This is a genomic window from Microcystis flos-aquae FACHB-1344 (assembly GCF_014698375.1).
Taxonomy (GTDB): Bacteria; Cyanobacteriota; Cyanobacteriia; order Cyanobacteriales; family Microcystaceae; genus Microcystis; species Microcystis aeruginosa.
The window spans coordinates 1-18,011 of the sequence record NZ_JACJSW010000216.1 but is presented as its reverse complement, the minus strand read 5'-3'; the positions used below and the strand labels follow the sequence as shown (position 1 = coordinate 18,011).

The window sequence follows — 18,011 nt, the reverse complement described above, 5'->3', positions numbered from 1 at the left end:
GTAGTAATTACAAAGGCAGAACGCTCGCAATGTTTGATAATATTTGTAAATTTATTGCCGAAAACTTCTCCGATGATCTAGCCACTTGGTTATTGGGTTCTCCCCTCTCCTTAACCGTCCTCGACCCGACGGAATTACAATTAGACCCCATTCGCGCCGATTCTCTGATTTTTTTGCAGTCAGAGGAATTAATTCTCCATACCGAATTTCAAACCGACCCCGACTCCAAAATTCCCTTCCGAATGCTCGATTATCGCCTTCGCGTCTATCGTCGTCATCCCCAAAAACCAATGCGTCAAGTGGTAATTTATCTGCGACGCAGTGATTCCCCCCTAGTGCAAGAAAATACTTTCCGTCTGGGGGAAACCTTTCATTCTTTTCAAGTCATCCGTCTTTGGGAAGAAAATACGCCACAATTTTTCCATCAACCCGGTTTATTACCCTTTGCCATCCTCAGCAACACCGATGATCCCGAACAGGTGTTAAGTCAGGTGTCCCGTTCTCTAGAAACTATCTCCCAAAAACAGGTGCAAAGCAATCTCGCTGCCGCTACCAGTATTCTCGCCGGGTTAGTATTAAATCGAGAGACGATTAAAAAAATCCTTCGGAGTGAGATTATGAGAGAATCCGTCATCTATCAAGATATTTTAGAGGAAGGCCAGGAAAAGGGACTACAAAAAGGTAAGGAAGAAAAAGCCCGACAAATTGCCCTAAAAATGCTATCTGCTGGCTTTCCTATCCCAGAAATCGCCCGATTTACCGATTTATCCCCCGACGCAATCGAGGAATTACAATCGAGAGACGATTAAAAAAATCCTTCGGAGTGACATTATGAGAGAATCCGTCATCTATCAAGATATTTTAGAGGAAGGAGCATTAACCGCTAAATTAAACTCTATTCCCCGTTTATCAGCCTTAGGATTAAGTGTAGAACAAATTGCCCAAGCTTTAGACTTAGAAATTGAACAAGTACCAGAAGTCATTGAGGGACAAAATTGAGTGAAAACGGACAGTATTTTCTATCGTCTCTTTGAGACTTTTCCCGAAAGTTTCTTTGATTTGCTCAATCTTCCCCCAGAAACCGTCAATCATTATCAATTTTCCTCCCTAGAAGTTAAACAACTCGCTTTTCGTTTAGATGGGGTCTTTCTTCCCGATAACCTGAATGATCCGATTTACTTTGTTGAGGTACAATTTCAAAAAGATGAACGGTTTTACTCGCGCTTTTTTAGTGAAATATTTCTCTATTTTCATCAAAGTGAGATTAGTAACAATTGGCAAGGGGTGATCATTTATCCCCATCGGGAAATTGAAAATAGTCCCAAATCTCGTTATCAAGAATTCTTTGAGTCAGGCCGGGTTAACTGTTATTATCTGAATCAGTTAGATGAGGGGGATTCTCTGGGGGTAAAAGTGTTACAATTAATTGTGGAATCGGAAGCCAACACCTTAGGGCAAGGAAAAGAACTGATTCAACAAGTTAGACAACAATTCCAGGAGTCTTTAAAAAGAGAGGACATTCTCGAATTAATTGAGACAATTCTCATTTATAAATTGCCCAAATTAAACCGTAAGGAGATAGAAAAAATGTTTAGTTTAAGTGATCTAAGAGAAACTAAAGTCTATCAAGAAGCTTTAGAGGAAGGCAAAGAGGAAGGCAAAGAGGAAGGCAAAGAGGAAGGCAAAGAAGAAAAAGCTCGACAAATTGCTCTAAAAATGCTATCTGCTGGCTTTCCTATCCCAGAAATTGCCCGATTTACCGATTTATCCCCCGCAACTATCGAGGACTTACAAAGGCAGCAGGACAATTAAAGCTTTTAACCGCAAAGGGTGGGGAATTAGGAAAATTTTAACTCATCTCCCCACTCCACACCGATTAACCACGTTTAGCGAGGCGACGCACCACTAAACCGCCCCCTAGTATGCCTAATCCGATAATACCAGAAGGTTCGGGCGTTCTGAATACCTGTACGCGATTGTTGAACGTATCAGCTACATAGATATTACCACCGCCACCGACAGCGATACCACTGGGTGAATTGAACTGACCGTTCCCCGAACCGAGGCTACCGAAAGCGTACTGGAAGTCACCATTGAGGTTGAATACCTGTACGCGGTTGTTGAAAGTATCGGCCACATAGATATTACCAACGCCATCGACAGCGACACCACCGGGTGAAAAGAACTGACCCCCCAACGAACCGGAGCTACCGAAAGTGGACAGCAAGGTACCACTAGAGTCGAACACCTGTACGCGATCGTTGGCAGTATCGGCTACATAGATATTACCACCGCTACCGACGGCGATACCTTGGGGCATACTCAAATCACCGACCCCGACAGTGGACAGGAAGACTCCACTGAAGTTAAACACCTGTACGCGATCGTTGAGAGTATCGGCCACATAGATATTACCTACGCTACCGACGGCGATACCACTGGGCATACTCAAAGCACCGACCCCGACATTTAACTTCCATTTTCCATCGGAGTCGAACACCTGTACGCGGTTGTTGTAGGTATCGGCCACATAGATATCACCAACGCCATCGACAGCGATACCACTGGGTGAATCGAACTGACCGTCCCCCGAACCGGAGCTACCGAAAGTGGACAGGAAGCCTCCATTGGAGTTAAACACCTGTATGCGATTGTTGGCAGTATCGGCTACATAGATCTTACCACCGCTACCGACGGCGATACCGTAGGGGTTATTGAACTGACCGTCCAAGTTACCTTTGCTACCGAAAGCGAATTTAAAATCGGCCGCAGTGGCACTGGTGGCGATACTAATACATCCGATCGCAGTGGCCGTGACTAGGGAAAAGGATTTCAGCAGAGCCTTTGATAAGCTACGCTTCTCCCGCCCCCCATGATTGATAACTTTAGATAGGGACATAAAACTTCAGAAAATCTGCCCTTAATATACCCTTTCCTCTAGCAATTGTCAAGAAATTTCTGGGAAGATGTGACAAATTTGCCGCTATCTAGGGCTTGCTGAATAAATCTAAAAACCCACATTCCGCACCCTAAAGTGTCACATTGAAAATTTTATCTAAATCGTCAAAACGATTGCCGGCTCTGAATTACAGGCTAATTTGTTTGACCAGCAGATGCACAATTAGCCCTAAAAATCTGATAGCTCTGATACCAAATTATTGAGATAAACTCTCATTAAGCTGGCGATCGCTGACTAGAGTGTGACACTTCATAATTCTTAGTAATCGCTAAAAGTCTTACTATACAAGGGCTAGAGCAACTTTTGATTTCAACGACTAGGGTGCGGAATGTGGGTAAAAACCTTGTTGGGTAAGACTTTTAGACCTTTTGTCAATCAAAAAGTACTGGATCTGGGAGTGATCGGGGGTAAATTTAGGCACTTTTTCCCTGAAAATTAGGTAATTGGCCACCTCAAAACCGGTAAAACCCCACACCCCACACCCCACACCCCACACCCTGCCCCCACCGAAAAACTTTTTCAGCAGACCCTAAATACTCCACTACAATCTGGCACTAATAATTTTTGATCATTAATTCTCTACCAGATGCCGCCGCTCCTTGTTTATAATTATTCATGCCATACTGAAGATTCCACTCGATAATATGGGCAAAATCAAAGAGTTTTCTGATCTCTGGACAATCATCGTAGGTAATTAACCATTTAGCCTGACATTGACGCATATTATCGGCAAAACGTTGATGATCGAAGCTGGTATGTAAATTACCTCTTACACCGTACAAACGGGATTTTGTGGCACTATAGTAGGGGGGATCGAGGAAGATAAAAACTTCTTTTCCCTCAGCAAATAATAATTCTTCGTAGTCTTGGTTAGTAATTTTTACTGATGCTAATAAGGGCGCAATTTGAGTTAATCTGGCCATTGATGAATCAGTAAATCTACTGGTAAAAGCTGCTTGAGAATACCCCCCCGAATCCACTGTTCCCGAAAAAGTAATCCGATTTAAGATAAAAAAACGCACTGCTTTCTCAAAGTCGGTTAACTTTAAATCTTCCCTTGTCAAATCTTGAAATAATTCTCGTCCAGTATCATATTTCTGTTTAATTTCTGTTATTTTTGCTACCAATAACTCAATATTTTCTTGAGCGCATTGCCAGAAACAATATAAATCATAATTTAAGTCATTAATCCAATAGGTTTTTATTTGTTGTCCAAAGAGTTGCTTAACAGCAAAAAACACAGAACCACCACCAAAAAAAGGTTCTCTATATTCCCTAATATTGACAGAAATTTGCGGCAGAATTTGCTTAATTGCCCGGGATTTCCCCCCGGGATAACGCAAGGGACTTTTAATTTTTGACATTAGATTTACTAATTGAGGCTGCGCCGATTTGACGAGGCAAAAGTTCTGCAATTTTAGAGAGCGTTATTGAACCAGCTATACCGTCAGGTATTCCCAATCGATTTTCAAATTGAAATTTCTCAACCGCTTGGGCTAACTCGGGAGTAAAAACTTGATCTATGTTCCCGTGATAGTAGCCAAGTTGGCCTAACATATCTTTAAGTTCCTTGATTCCAACACCTTCGCTCTTGAGATGATTGTAAGTCAGAGATTCCTGTGTTGCTAATTTTGCTTGAGGATTCATCTTCGCAAGTACGTTGACAGTCCAAGAATCATAATTTTGTTGCCGGATTTCGCGAGCTTGCTGTGAAAGTGATGACTCATTTTGTTGAATCCTATCCAGTGTCTGCAATAATTTATTGTCCAGTTTTTCTACTTTTTCATCAATTTTTTGTATTTCTTTTTTGACCTCATTCATAGCAATTTCGATACCACTACTGCCAACCTTGATAGTCTTTATATAAACTACCACTTCTTCAAGATATGGAATTATTGCTGATACAAGTGCAGCATAGAACCAGTATATAGCTTGAGTTTTAATAGCAGTCTCAGGTATGACAAACAAGCTATGGTAACAAACTATTAGAGCAAAGACAGAAAAAGCAATACTAACAATAGAAATACTTACGCGGCGCATGGTTGATTTTTTCAGAATGTAGAATTATTTACATTGTATGACTACTGGTATTTTTAAATCAATGAAGCTAAAACACCCATGATCGATTATATTAACTATCTACTTAACTGTTGGTTTGCGGAATTTGGAGGGAGAAGGAAAATATTCTACTCGTTCATTTTTCAGAGCTTGTGCCATAAAATCGCGCCAAATGGGAGCGGCAAAACCACCGCCGGTGATACCTTTACCTAAAGTGCGGTTTCGGTCATCTCCAATCCAAACTGCGGTGGCTAATTGGGGAACATAACCAACAAACCAGACATTTTTCTCGTTATCGGTAGTACCGGTTTTTCCCGCTGCTGGACGACCGATTTGGGCCGAAGTGGCTGTTCCCCCTTGAATAACTCCCTGTAGGACAGAATTGAGAGAAGCGGTGGCCCAGGGGTCTAAAACTAGCTTCGGTTTGGGTGTATTATCGAGCATGACGTTACCACGGCTATCAGTAACACGCATGATAAAGGTAGGCTTAGAATGCCAGCCATTACTGGCAAAAGTAGCGTAGGCCCCCGCCATTTCCAGAGGAGTCACATCCACGGATCCCAAAGGTAAAGAGGTGACGGCAATTAAAGGACTCTCGAAACCCAGCAGACGACAGACTTCAATGACTTTATTTATCCCGACGCGACGACCGAGAATAACTGCGGGAATATTCAGAGACTGCATCAGAGCGCTACGCAGGGAAACTTGACCAGAATAGCCGCCACCGTAGTTTTTTGGGCTATAGAAGCCGCCAGCCTCGCGAAAACGAATGGGAGCATCATTAACTACCGTTTCGGGGGTAAAACGACCACTAGCGAAGGCAGTATAATAGACGAAAGGTTTAAAAGCTGACCCCGGTTGACGACGGGATTGGATGGCGCGGTTTAATTGACTTTTATTGTAATCAACGCCACCGACGAGCGCCTTGACGAAATGGGTGCGGGGATCCACTGCGACTAGGGAAATTTGTAGGTCTTTGGTACGAATACCGCGACCACGCAAGCTATTATAGGCCCGTTGGATGGTAGACTCGGCCATGTTTTGGAAGTCGAGATCGATCGTGGTTTGAATCCGCATTCCCCCTTTAATTAGGGTTTCCTTGCCAAATTTTTGCCGCAATTCTGCCACCACTGCATCGGTAACGTAGGGTAATTTACTTTCTTGCCAAGCGGTGGGTTTACCCAGTTTCAGCGGTTCCTTTAAAGCGGCCTCTTCCTGTGCTGGGGTAATCCAACCTAAAGTACGCATCCGACTGAGAACCAGTGCCTGTCTTTCCTTGGCGGTTTTATAATTATTAAAAGGACTATAAACTTCCGGCGCTTGGATTAATCCAGCCATCATCGCCGATTCTGCTAAATTTAACTCGGAGGCGGGTTTATTAAAATAACTTTTAGCGGCGGTTTGCACTCCGTAATTATTATGACCCCAATAGATATTATTGAGGTACATTTCCAGAATGTCATTTTTGCTAAAAACCTGTTCTACTCGTATTGCTAGGACTGCTTCGGCTAATTTACGGCTAACGGTGCGCTGATGGGAAAGAAAAATATTTTTGACTAACTGCATGGTGATAGTAGATGCACCTTCCACCACACCGCCACTTTTCCAGTTAGCCACTACTGCCCGGCCGATACTATTAGGATTAATACCACGATGATGATAAAAATGGCTATCTTCGATCGCCATCACGGCGCGTTTCAGATTGGGAGATATCTGATCGAGTTCCACCACTTCCCGATTCGCTTCTCCGTGTAAGCTGGTCAGGGGTCTGCCTTTAACATCGTAGATATAACTGGTTTCCGTGGGGACGTAACCCCGTAAAATCCTCACATCGGGTAGATTGCGGTAACTAATCGCCAATCCTACCACAGCCCCAGTCACCACGGCCGTGGATACCATCAACAGGCCGAGAGCGGTTCCCCCTGCGACTCTAGAGACTCCTTGGAAAAAGCTATCCGAGTCACTACTAGGTTTCTGCTCTTTATCTTGATTGCCGAGGGTACTGGTGGACACGATGGTTACAATTTCCTTTTTCCAAGAGGGGACTGATCGATCGAACTGACTTGAAAGTCTATTCTAAAGGTTGTGTTAAAAAATCGAATACTAGCTTACAGCAATTATGGCCGATCTGGCTCTAGTTCGATCGGTCATGACAGCGCGATTAGGGACAAAATAGGGTATCGCGGGTATTTCTGCCAGTTACTGGGTTAGTTCCCGTCGCTCTCTCACAAAGATATTTTTCCACATCGGAGCGAATAATTGCATCGGTAAAATCGGCTCCGTCGATAATTGCACCTTTGATTAAAATGTTAGTGGCAAAAGCTCCTTCGAGAACGGCATTGGTAAAGTTGGCTCTGGTTAAACGGGCCGATTCTAAATCCACATTTCTCATATTGGCATCGCTAAAGTCGGCCCCCTCCAAGTTGGCAGAAAAAAAGCGTACTCCTTCCAGATTGGCATGACTGAAGTTACTACCGCGCAGATTAGAGTGATCGAAGGTGGAATCGCGCAAATCCTGCCCCGCAAAGTCGTTATCGGTCAAATTGCGGTTATTATAACTTAGCGCTTGGGCCGGAGCCCAGGAGAATAATAATACTAATATACTAGCAAACAAGGTTAGTAGAGTTTTGCGAGAAAATTGCGCCATATTGCCCCCTGATTGATCAACCTTTTCTATAATAAGCTGTACTGCATTTAAACCGCCTATCGGTAATTTTAGTACAAATGCTCGAACTAGCCGCTTCCCTATACCTTTGAAACAGGATTTATGATCATTACCCTGCACTCGTTGAGTTGACAATTATCCCCGGATTTACCAAGAGCGATCGATCTGCTAGATTTTTGATGTTGGATATCTTAGATGGATATGGCTGGTCATAGTAAATGGGCAAATATTAAACGACAAAAAGCCCGGGTTGACGCCAAAAAAGGGCAAACTTTCACCCAGTTATCCCGGGCCATTATCGTGGCTACCCGTAACGGTGTTCCCGATCCGGCGGGCAATTTTCAGCTACGCACGGTGATCGAAAAAGCCAAGGCGGCCGGTATTCCTAATGACAATATCGAAAGAGCGATCGCTAAAGGGGCGGGAACTTGGGAAAATGACTCAGCTTTTGAGGAAATTCGCTACGAGGGTTATGGTCCCGGGGGTGTGGCGATCCTGATCGAAGCACTGACCGATAATCGCAATCGCACGGCGGCGGCTCTGCGGGCGGCTTTTAGCAAAAATGGCGGTAATTTAGGCGAAACAGGCTGTGTGGGCTGGATGTTTGACCATAAGGGCGTAATTCGCCTTGAGGGAACTATTGATGAGGATAAGCTTTTAGAAGCTTCCTTAGAGGGCCAGGCCCAATCCTACGAGTTTTTTAACAGTGAGGAGGAAGGTCAAGGAGCAGAAGTTTTTACTGAGGTGTCTAACCTGGAGAGATTGAATAAGGTTCTGCAAGAAGCGGGATTTAAGGTCAAAGAAGCAGAATTACGCTGGATTCCCACTAATACCCTAGAAGTGAGCGATCGAGAACAGGCCCGTTTTTTATTCAAGTTAATCGACACCCTAGAATCCCTCGATGATGTGCAATCGGTGACGGCTAATTTTGATTTAGTCGAGGAATTGATGTTACTGGATCTGTGATCCTAAATTCCTAGGCAGTGATCACTGATTCTGGGCCCGATCAAGAAATAATCTGTCCCCAAAATCCCGTAAAAATTCGGGTTCCGTCTTTGAGAATATGAATTTCCACTTGATCCGATGCCCAATTAATCTGATCTTCCAGAGCGGGATTGAGGACGTGAATCCGTTGATTGCTAGAAGAAACGGGAGAATCGGGGGAATGAATAGCCAGGGATTCCACATAGGCCCCATCCACCAAAATATCTAACTGGGCCAATAATTCTTGAGAGTGGGGCGGTGCTTCGGTTGAGCGCAATTGTTCGATCGTAAATCCCGTGAAGGACATCACATTTAAGCCTTTTTCCTTAACATATTTAGCCAATTCTGTCAAGGCTTTTGCTTGCCAAAAAGGTTCACCTCCGGAGAAAGTTAGGCCACTATTGCGGGGATTAGCCAAAATTTTGGCTGCTAGAGACTCAACAGTAATTAATTGATTGATCTTAAAGGGCCAGGAAGCTTGATTAAAACAACCCCGACACTCGCGAGAACAACCCTGTACCCAGACCACCGCCCGACAGCCGGGGCCGTTAACGGCGGATTCATCCACATAGCCCATGATATTGAGATGATGGGCGGGAATTTGCGCTAATTCGGCAGCAATAGTCAGACTCATCGCTTATAATCCTCGATCGATTCCTATCTTTTTCATGCTAGGGAAAAAACAGCAAAAATCGATCGCTCTGGCCATGATTTGTTAACCTTTGACACACAGCACCTGCTTGAGAGTGGCGACAATTTCCACTAGATCCGCCTGTTGATTCATCACCTGTTGGATCGGTTTATAAGCTCCCGGAATCTCATCAATAACGCCCTCATCTTTGCGGCATTCAACCCCTTGGGTTTGGGCAATTAAATCATCAAGAGTAAAGGTTTTTTTAGCCAGATTTCTCGACATCAAGCGCCCGGCCCCGTGGGAACAGGAACAGAAGCTATTATGTTCTCCTTTGCCTTTGACAATATAAGATTGCGCTCCCATGGAACCGGGGATAATACCATAATCGGTTTCTCTGGCGCGGACGGCTCCTTTGCGGGTGACATAAACTTCCTCACCAAAATGAATTTCTTTTTCGGCATAATTGTGATGACAATTAACTACTAAGAGGGGTTTAGTTGGTTTGCCTCCCGCTAGATGTTTTTCAACAATGCGTTTAAATCTAGCCATCATAATTTCCCGATTATAACGGGCATATTCCTGGGCCCATTGTAGGTCATGCCAGTAGGCGGTAAATTCTTCTGTACCGGCGACAAAGTAGGCCAGATCGAGGTCGGGTAATTTACCTTCTGCTAGTTTTGCTAACTCTTTGGCCGTATCAATATGACATTGGGCCAGTTGATTACCAATACCTCTAGAACCGGAATGGAGCATTAACCAAACTTGATTGTCTGTATCTAAACAAATTTCGATAAAGTGATTACCACCCCCCAGAGAACCCATTTGTTTAAGGGCTTTTTTCTCTAGGTTCTGCACGCCTCGATGAATCTGTTTAAATTCCGCCCATTTTGGCCATTTAGTTACTTCCCGATCCACTTCTTTATTTTCAGCAAAACCGACGGGAATATTCGCCTCCACATCGAGGCGAATTTTTTTAAGTTTTCCCTGCAATTGTTCACCGGTGAAAGGCATTTTTAGGGCAGCCATGCCGCAACCGATATCGACTCCGACGGCGGCAGGAATTACGGCATCTTTGGTGGCAATCACCGAACCGACTAAAGCGCCTTTACCCAAGTGAACATCGGGCATTAAAGAAATGTGTTTATAAACAAAAGGTAGGGAAGCGACATTTTTGGCCATTTGGGTTTCTTGGGGTCCTAATTCATGCCCCGCCCAAGATAAAATCGGTGTCGGTGTGGAAATATCCAGAGTTTCGTAAGCCATAGTTTTTATGAAATAATCAGGTCAAAAGCCGATGTAACCAAGACAATAAGGCAATTTAGATTCTGCGATGAATTGAAGAAATTATTATCGGCGATTGTGTTTTAACACAGAGGATAAGCTGTTGACTGTCTAAATTACTCGTTCAGACTGCACCAGAGTTCTGAGCATTTGTACTAAAATTGTCAAGACGCAGTTTAAATGCAGTACAGCTTATTACCTATATTACATTATATACTACATTCGTGTTATCAACAAGTTCCCAGAAAGAGCAGGCATTGGGGAGCTTTTTTGCTGTGATCGGTAAACAGTAAGCTGTTCAGCATCTAAATAGCGTATAACAGAAACAGTAACTTAGTCAAAAAATTCAATGATGAGCAATCTTACTGATTTACTCGCACTTCCATTTGGCAAACCTTTAGCTGAGATCGATGCCACAATCCTTGAGAGTTTTGGGGATAATTGTTACAAAATAAATGATCAGATTTATTTATTAACAATGAGTATTGACAATATTCCTGTATATAGAGGTCTTGCTTGGGTAGTTTCTGAGCGGGCAGCCGCCTGGATTTTTACAGGTCGTTGGTCTGATGATGAAATCAAACTGCCGCCACCAGATATTCTTTTACCAATGTTTACTATAAAAGATTATCAAAGTGTTTGTGAATTTGGCCAGCAAGTAGATCCGAAAAACTTTGTTAATGATCTTCCAGGGCCGCGAAGAGTAAAATTTAGCGACTACACTTACTATTATCGCATGGTAGAACCCCGTCAATCGGATGATCCCATTGGTATCGAGATTGATCGCCGACCAGAACAGTATAGGCATTGGGTAAATTCTCTAGTCATTATTAATAGTTGGCAAAGAACGATAACTAAAACCTTTCTTGACTTTCAACAATGTTCTCTTAATAATTTAAGAGGAGGGGGAGTCAATACTGGTAGTCATCTTATTCAGTTGAGAAGTTTTGGCAAGCCTGATAATTATCGGGAATCTATTTTATCTGTTTTTAATCCACCTACTCTATGCTATTTTGATTTAGGTTTAGAATTTGTGCCTTCTGCAGATATGCGCTTGGCCTACATCTACATCTATTTACAACCTAACTGTAGCAGTTTATTTTCCGAGGAAACCCGTTCTTCTACCTTTAGGGTTTTTTCTGGTGATCTTCTTTACGGAAATAGATTAATTAGTACCTCTGAATTAGAGGATTTTCCTGAGTTAATTAACAGTTTTCAAGATAGTAGATTTAAACGATATGACACCGATACTTATATTCAAGAAATAAATGGAATACGCACAGGAACAATTGTTTTTACTCATGATTACATAATCTTGTATTAATAGCATGACCTTTCGGTTATTAATTAAAGTCAAGTGCGGTCAATTTCTGAACTATGGAATGATATTGATATTTGAGATTCATGTTTTCTACTTAAAAGAGAGGAAGTGAGGGATTGCCAACACCAATCCAGGGAAACCAAGGGGAGCGAGCATGGAGTGGTAAGAACTAAGAGTTTGTCTCACTTCTGACTCCTTTCCTTCACCCCTAACTCTTTGATCCCGAACTGACATTAGCAATACTACCAAAAAGGTTCGGATACCTACACTATCGAGAAAGCGGGGTTATTTTGCACTATAGAGATAACGAAGGAACTGATAGGGGTGGGTATCGCCTAAAAACCGAGTACAGTTCCGATTCTAGAAGTCACTATAGTTGTATCGGAGCAGCACAAAGATTATGGGAAAAGTAGTTGGAATTGACTTAGGGACGACTAACTCCTGCGTCGCGGTTATGGAAGGGGGTAAACCCACTGTTATCGCCAACGCCGAAGGGTTTAGAACCACGCCCTCAGTCGTCGCCTACGCCAAAAATGGCGAGCGCCTAGTAGGACAAATCGCCAAACGTCAAGCGGTAATGAACCCGCAAAATACCTTTTATTCCGTCAAACGCTTCATCGGCCGGAAATTCAACGAAGTTACCAACGAAGCCACAGAAGTATCCTACAAAACTCTCCAGGACGGCAACGGCAACGTTAAATTAGACTGTCCCGCCCAGGGCAAACAATTCGCCCCCGAAGAAATTTCCGCCCAGGTACTGCGGAAACTGGTGGAAGATGCCAGTAAATACCTCGGCGAAACCGTTACCCAAGCAGTCATCACCGTACCCGCTTATTTTAATGACTCCCAACGTCAGGCCACCAAAGATGCAGGGAGAATTGCCGGGATTGAAGTTCTCCGCATTATCAACGAACCCACTGCCGCCTCTCTTGCCTACGGATTAGACAAAAAAGCTAACGAAACCATTCTCGTTTTTGACTTGGGTGGGGGAACCTTTGACGTATCGGTTCTAGAAGTGGGTGATGGTGTCTTTGAAGTTCTCGCTACCTCTGGAGATACTCATCTCGGTGGTGATGACTTCGATAAAAAAATCGTTGATTATCTAGCCGGAGAATTCAAAAAAGTTGAAGGAATAGATCTCCGTCAAGATAAACAAGCCCTGCAACGTCTCACGGAAGCGGCAGAAAAAGCCAAAATTGAACTTTCTAGCGTTACCCAAGCGGAAATTAACCTGCCCTTCATCACCGCTACCGCCGAAGGACCAAAACACCTAGATACCACTTTAACCAGAGCTAAATTTGAGGAAATTTGCGCCGATTTAATCGATCGCTGTCGGATTCCCGTCGAAAATGCCATCCGTGATGCCAAAATCGATAAATCTGCCCTCGATGAAGTGGTTCTCGTCGGTGGTTCAACCCGGATTCCCGCCGTTCAAGAATTAGTTAAAAAAGTTCTGGGCAAAGATCCTAACCAAAGCGTTAACCCCGATGAAGTGGTAGCCGTAGGTGCCGCTATTCAAGGTGGTGTCCTCGCTGGTGAAGTCAAAGATATTCTTCTGCTTGATGTTTCGCCCCTGTCTTTGGGTGTGGAAACCCTCGGCGGTGTGATGACGCGGATTATTACCCGCAACACCACTATCCCCACCAAAAAATCGGAAGTTTTCTCCACGGCAGTAGATGGACAAACTAACGTGGAAATCCACGTCCTGCAAGGGGAACGGGAAATGGCCAAAGATAACAAGAGTTTGGGAACTTTCCGACTCGATGGTATCCCTCCCGCTCCTCGTGGTGTGCCTCAAATCGAAGTGGTCTTCGACATCGATGCTAACGGTATTTTAAATGTCACCGCTAAGGATAAAGGTACAGGAAAAGAACAATCGATCAGCATCACCGGCGCTTCTACCTTGCCCCAAAATGAAGTGGAACGCATGGTTAATGAGGCAGAATCGAACGCCGCAGTCGATAAGGAACGTCGCGAACGCATTGAACGCAAAAATCAAGCTGAAAACGTGGTTTATCAAGCTGAGAAGCAGTTAGCCGAGTTGGGCGATAAGGTTCCCCCATCCGAGAAAAATAAAGCCCAGGCATTGATTAAGGAACTGGAAGAAGCGATCGCTCAAGACGATGATAGTAAGATCAAAACCATCCTACCGGAATTACAACAAGCCCTCTACGCGATCGGTAGCAGTATGTATCAGCAAGGGGCCCCTAGTAATCCCACCGGTGGCAATGATGGCAATGGCCCCTCTGGTGGTGCTGGTGGTGGCGATGATGTCATCGACGCGGAATTCTCCGACGCTAAATAAAAATTAAGTTCCTAGCTTCGGGAAGGACACAAGTTACCTTGTGTCCTTTTTTTGTTGCAGCTTTCTTAAAGATAAACCACATCAGGGTTTCCCTACGTCAACCCATCGCTACCAAGATAACTAAACAAAGTTAAAGTAATAACTGGTTAACTGAATACTGGTGTTATCTTGAACTACTCCAATTAAGTCACTTCCTTGATAGATGGCTGTATCTAAAGCAGAACTACCAGCCCAATCTTCTCTTCTGAGACTGAGAGAACCACCCTTAACTTGAATATAGTCATACAACGGATCGTAATCTTGAATAATGGCATATCCACTTCCTTGATAGAAGTTACCAGTCGTTGTACCTACAACGAATATATCATTGCCGTTACCTCCCAGAAATCTATCTATGTAACTATTATTTAAGAAGGAACTTCCTCCAAACAAAGTGTCATTACCATCCTCACCCTGAAGAAAATCATCACCATCCCCACCCTGAAGAAAATCATTTCCAGTACCTCCCAAAAGAACATCAATGCCCGAATCTCCATATATATAGTCATTACCAGACCAACCATATAAGTAGTCGTGACCACTACCTCCCCATAAATAATCGTCGCCAGACCAGCCATTGAGATAATCATTTCCAGCACCACCATCAATACGATCATTGTTCGTATTGCCATAGATGGTGTCATTACCACCATAACCATTGGCAATAAGATTGTCAGAGCCAGTGTAATTTAAATAGTTACTCGTGCTGGTACCTTCGTAGTAGTAAGTCATTGTTTTTTCCTGAATTTATTGAATCTATTGCTCCATCGCGGTTAAGAAGCTCAAATAAACTATATCGAATTTCGATATAGTTGTCAAGGTAGATATATAAATATGTGTTAAGATAAATTAATGAATATTATGTAATCGATACAAGGTAAAAACAGTGTTTAATCGCCAAAAAAACGAAAAAAATGAATCTCAAGACCTTTCAACGCTAGAAGAATGCCTCTTAACCCTCCTAGCTGCCGAATCCCCCTCAAGACAACCAAGAGGAATGTATGGACTAGAATTTACGGACGCGATCGCAAAAGCCAGCCAAGAAAAACGAAAAATCAGTTATGGTAGCCTCTATCCCGCCTTACATCGCATGGAAGAACGAGGCTTAATCTCATCTAAGTGGGGGGATGAAGCCACAGGGCCGAGACGAAAATATTATATAATTACTCCGAAAGGCCGAGAAATATACCGTCAAGTCCAAGAATTTCGCTCAAATTTAATTCCTTGTGCCTTAGAGATCTATGGTGTCCATTGCCTAGCCAATAGAGAGTCAGATCTCAAGAGTGAGATTGAAATTGTATAGCACTACGCAAATCATGGCCACAAACACCATTTGTCGGGACATTAGCCGCGTAAGTCCTAGCTAGACAATACCTTGGAATGCTGACAACAACATAAAATAAAGTATGGTATTGAATGATGAAGTTATTAATACACATATTATTAGCATCCCTATCCTTGATTATGACTCTGTTGCCTGAAGATTGGCAACGAATTATTTTAGATGAGCAAGAGAGATTAAAACAAAATAACTGCTCTGATTATCAACTATTAATATCAACATTTCATTTCGTTGTGGTCTTTCTCTGGATTGGTATTCGTAGCCTTCCTGGATTATTTATCAAAATGATTAAGATTATTGATCCAAATTTTGTGAGTAAAAGTCTTAATAAAGCGTACAAATCAGAAACCATCAACAAGATAGAAGAAGAATTTGAAAAAGATTATTACAATCGATATCTAGGAAGTATTAGAATATCATTATTCATGAGTTTATTTCTTTATTTGGTTTTCATATTTCTAGATCAATATTGTTCATCTCAGGCATCAAATATTTTACCTATTCGTTTGTCAATCTGTTTTTTTATTTTGTATGTTATTTATAAAAGTTATCAAAAAAATTTCATCAAGTCTTATCAATTATTAATGAGTATTCTCGGACTCATTGGAGGAATTGGTATTAATTTAATGATTTTTATGTCTGATCAGAACGATCTGGCTTATGTTACCTATTATTCTGGCTTAATGTTGGTTTATATGGCAATATATTCAGCTTATCGAATTAGATTTTTTAATGCGGTTATTGTTGGCACTTGTATCTTACTAATTTATAACGCACTGACTATCAATAAAATGATGATGTTTGATCAAATAAACTGGCTTTTATTAATTAATAGCAACTTTTTCCTGGTAAGCGCAAATATTATAGGAGCTTTTATGAGTAACCTTTATGAGCGTTCTAATCGACTAGATTTTTTAATGCGATATATTGTTGCTAGTAAACTACTAGAAATTTATCGGTATCATGAACATAGTTCTCCTTCTTCCGAAGATTTATTAAAGAGAATCAATAAAATTCGTCACGATCCCAGAGAGCTTGAAAAGTTTTTAATGGAGAATTTGATTGAAAGTAAACAACAGGAATTACTTGACAATTAAATATGACACAATCGACCCTCGAACTGAATTTTTAACGATACTTGGAAGACATTTTAAAGGCATAAGTGGAATTTCCATCGCTTTTGTTAAATTTTTTAATATTTTGGGTTCTTCGGTTTTTGTTATGCAATGTCTGTCTCTACAAGGGTTTCATTCCTTATAGAGACAGACATTGCTGCGATTTTTGTCAACTGTTTTCGATCTAGAGCGAACTAATCAATTAAATCTCTTGCCAGATAAGGATTTAGTCGATTTATGCCACCCTATTGAACCATACCAAGTAACGAAGAGCCATTAATCACAATTTAAATGGTTATCCTTTGATTCAGGTTTATAGTTTAGGATGGCAGAGGATATATCCAGATGAACAGCATTTGTCATTGAATACTAGCCAAATTTTATTTAGTTACCCTGCTTTAGGGTATGTAATTTTATCTTTATGAGGTTTTTATGCCACGATTTGACAACAATATTACCTTTGCCACCAACGCGACGGCTTTAGTCCCTGATCCTAGCGCAGCTTTGCACGCCGTCAATTTCCAGACGATGGAAGCCTATTTCACTGGATTAAATGAAAAAGCAGCAGTTTTGGCTAGTTCTTCAGGAAATATCAATTTAAGCGCACCAGGAGCTTCAATTAATGGCGTGACTATGGTTCTTAATGGGCGCTTTTTAGCGGCCAATCAAACTAACAACACGCAAAACGGAATTTATTTGTGGCAGGGTGCTTCTGTGCCTGCGGTTCGGGCTTTGGATGCTAATAGCTCTGCTGAATTGACCAATGCTACTGTTTACGTCCCTGATCCGACGGGGACAACAGTAGGGGGTTCCTAAAGGTACAATTCACAATCCCAAGGGGATCAATCAATATCCTGGGATTCGATCGAAGAAGATGATCGCCCTGCGGCTTCTTAAGGAGCATGATCCGATTATCCGAGCAAAGGCCGAGAAGGAAGGCAAAACGATCGCGGCTATTCTTGATGAGGCGATCGCTCTTTACCTCTCCGTTAACCCCTAGCAAAAATCCCCACGGTAGCCGTGGGGGCTTGCGAGATTTTTTCTCCTTAAAATTCGCAATCGATTGGCGGAAATCTCCAAATATCAGCACTTAAGAAGTGGATCCCTGCATTTTTTGCGGCTTCTTCATCTTCTGAGCGATCGCCCACTATTAGAGCTTTTGATAGATTTTTAAAACTTTTTAAAGCTGCGGAAATCATCGAAAATTTTGGGTCTGAAACCCCGTCGTTCTACGACGGCTTTACCGTCAAATATTAGCACATTTACACGATATATGCTAGAATGCGGGATATGGAAAAAGCCTATTCG

General features: G+C 42.5%; 20 protein-coding genes. 10 read left to right on the top strand and 10 right to left on the bottom strand.

Translation table 11 applies throughout. The annotated features are described in order from the left end of the window. The first annotated feature begins 29 nt into the window (after positions 1-29). The 3 genes from H6G48_RS22390 to H6G48_RS22380 are packed head-to-tail and all read left to right on the top strand — an operon-like array spanning position 30 to position 1,812. Positions 30-809 (top strand): Rpn family recombination-promoting nuclease/putative transposase, encoded by a 780-nt coding sequence (locus H6G48_RS22390; RefSeq protein WP_190723243.1) that lies wholly within the window; start codon positions 30-32, stop codon positions 807-809. A 22-nt stretch (positions 810-831) separates the two neighbouring features. Beyond that, complete coding sequence (locus H6G48_RS22385) at positions 832-999, top strand: hypothetical protein (RefSeq protein ID WP_199328878.1); 168 nt, start codon at positions 832-834, stop codon at positions 997-999. Next, complete coding sequence (locus H6G48_RS22380) at positions 1,000-1,812, top strand: Rpn family recombination-promoting nuclease/putative transposase (protein ID WP_190723242.1); 813 nt, start codon at positions 1,000-1,002, stop codon at positions 1,810-1,812. A gap of 64 nt (positions 1,813-1,876) precedes the next feature. On the opposite strand, the gene H6G48_RS22375 is transcribed toward H6G48_RS22380, so the two are convergent. From H6G48_RS22375 to H6G48_RS22355, 6 genes are all read right to left on the bottom strand, one after another. Then, positions 1,877-2,899 carry a 6-bladed beta-propeller gene (locus H6G48_RS22375; RefSeq protein ID WP_190723241.1) on the bottom strand — a complete coding sequence of 341 codons (1,023 nt, stop codon included), beginning with the start codon at positions 2,897-2,899 and terminating at the stop codon, positions 1,877-1,879. Between the two features lie 376 nt (positions 2,900-3,275). Further along, a complete protein-coding gene (locus H6G48_RS26615; RefSeq protein WP_287738090.1) occupies positions 3,276-3,455 on the bottom strand; it encodes a hypothetical protein in 180 nt (59 codons plus the stop codon). A gap of 58 nt (positions 3,456-3,513) precedes the next feature. Then, positions 3,514-4,323 carry a DNA adenine methylase gene (locus tag H6G48_RS22370; RefSeq protein ID WP_190723240.1) on the bottom strand — a complete coding sequence of 270 codons (810 nt, stop codon included), beginning with the start codon at positions 4,321-4,323 and terminating at the stop codon, positions 3,514-3,516. Further along, on the bottom strand, positions 4,310-4,999 hold the full coding sequence (locus H6G48_RS22365; protein WP_190723239.1) for a peptidoglycan-binding domain-containing protein: 690 nt from the start codon (positions 4,997-4,999) through the stop codon (positions 4,310-4,312). Before H6G48_RS22365 ends, H6G48_RS22370 begins: the two co-directional genes overlap by 14 nt. Before the next feature lie 99 nt (positions 5,000-5,098). After that, positions 5,099-7,030, bottom strand: coding sequence for a PBP1A family penicillin-binding protein (locus tag H6G48_RS22360; RefSeq protein WP_190723238.1), 1,932 nt, complete (start codon positions 7,028-7,030; stop codon positions 5,099-5,101). A gap of 148 nt (positions 7,031-7,178) precedes the next feature. Then, a complete protein-coding gene (locus H6G48_RS22355; protein ID WP_190723237.1) occupies positions 7,179-7,664 on the bottom strand; it encodes a pentapeptide repeat-containing protein in 486 nt (161 codons plus the stop codon). Between the two features lie 219 nt (positions 7,665-7,883). Here H6G48_RS22355 and H6G48_RS22350 point away from each other — a divergent pair, with 219 nt between their 5' ends. Next, positions 7,884-8,648 carry a YebC/PmpR family DNA-binding transcriptional regulator gene (locus tag H6G48_RS22350; protein ID WP_190723411.1) on the top strand — a complete coding sequence of 255 codons (765 nt, stop codon included), beginning with the start codon at positions 7,884-7,886 and terminating at the stop codon, positions 8,646-8,648. A gap of 40 nt (positions 8,649-8,688) precedes the next feature. On the opposite strand, the gene H6G48_RS22345 is transcribed toward H6G48_RS22350, so the two are convergent. Both H6G48_RS22345 and H6G48_RS22340 read right to left on the bottom strand, forming a co-directional pair. After that, entirely contained in the window at positions 8,689-9,300 is a 612-nt protein-coding gene (locus H6G48_RS22345) for a 4Fe-4S single cluster domain-containing protein (protein WP_079209518.1), read from the bottom strand. Between the two features lie 81 nt (positions 9,301-9,381). Beyond that, complete coding sequence (locus H6G48_RS22340) at positions 9,382-10,563, bottom strand: RtcB family protein (protein WP_012264780.1); 1,182 nt, start codon at positions 10,561-10,563, stop codon at positions 9,382-9,384. 367 nt (positions 10,564-10,930) lie between these two features. Here H6G48_RS22340 and H6G48_RS22335 point away from each other — a divergent pair, with 367 nt between their 5' ends. Together H6G48_RS22335 and dnaK are read left to right on the top strand one after the other, a co-directional pair. Beyond that, positions 10,931-11,905, top strand: a complete 975-nt coding sequence (locus H6G48_RS22335; protein WP_190723236.1) for a hypothetical protein — start codon at positions 10,931-10,933, stop codon at positions 11,903-11,905. 397 nt (positions 11,906-12,302) lie between these two features. Beyond that, on the top strand, positions 12,303-14,207 hold the full coding sequence (gene dnaK, locus H6G48_RS22330; protein ID WP_190723235.1) for a molecular chaperone DnaK: 1,905 nt from the start codon (positions 12,303-12,305) through the stop codon (positions 14,205-14,207). A 120-nt stretch (positions 14,208-14,327) separates the two neighbouring features. Here dnaK and H6G48_RS22325 read toward each other — a convergent pair whose 3' ends face one another. Next, on the bottom strand, positions 14,328-14,978 hold the full coding sequence (locus H6G48_RS22325; protein ID WP_190723234.1) for a calcium-binding protein: 651 nt from the start codon (positions 14,976-14,978) through the stop codon (positions 14,328-14,330). A 154-nt stretch (positions 14,979-15,132) separates the two neighbouring features. Here H6G48_RS22325 and H6G48_RS22320 point away from each other — a divergent pair, with 154 nt between their 5' ends. The 4 genes from H6G48_RS22320 to H6G48_RS26980 all read left to right on the top strand — a co-directional run bounded on the left by H6G48_RS22320 (position 15,133) and on the right by H6G48_RS26980 (position 17,703). Further along, positions 15,133-15,549 carry a helix-turn-helix transcriptional regulator gene (locus H6G48_RS22320; protein WP_190723233.1) on the top strand — a complete coding sequence of 139 codons (417 nt, stop codon included), beginning with the start codon at positions 15,133-15,135 and terminating at the stop codon, positions 15,547-15,549. Positions 15,550-15,710: 161 nt separating this feature from the next. Further along, positions 15,711-16,685, top strand: coding sequence for a hypothetical protein (locus H6G48_RS22315; protein WP_190723232.1), 975 nt, complete (start codon positions 15,711-15,713; stop codon positions 16,683-16,685). 450 nt (positions 16,686-17,135) lie between these two features. Beyond that, complete coding sequence (locus H6G48_RS22310) at positions 17,136-17,519, top strand: hypothetical protein (RefSeq protein ID WP_190723231.1); 384 nt, start codon at positions 17,136-17,138, stop codon at positions 17,517-17,519. Between the two features lie 58 nt (positions 17,520-17,577). Next, positions 17,578-17,703, top strand: a complete 126-nt coding sequence (locus tag H6G48_RS26980; RefSeq protein ID WP_277925695.1) for a hypothetical protein — start codon at positions 17,578-17,580, stop codon at positions 17,701-17,703. 46 nt (positions 17,704-17,749) lie between these two features. On the opposite strand, the gene H6G48_RS22305 is transcribed toward H6G48_RS26980, so the two are convergent. Beyond that, complete coding sequence (locus H6G48_RS22305; protein WP_190723230.1) at positions 17,750-17,902, bottom strand: HAD family hydrolase; 153 nt, start codon at positions 17,900-17,902, stop codon at positions 17,750-17,752. Between the last annotated feature and the right edge of the window lie 109 nt (positions 17,903-18,011).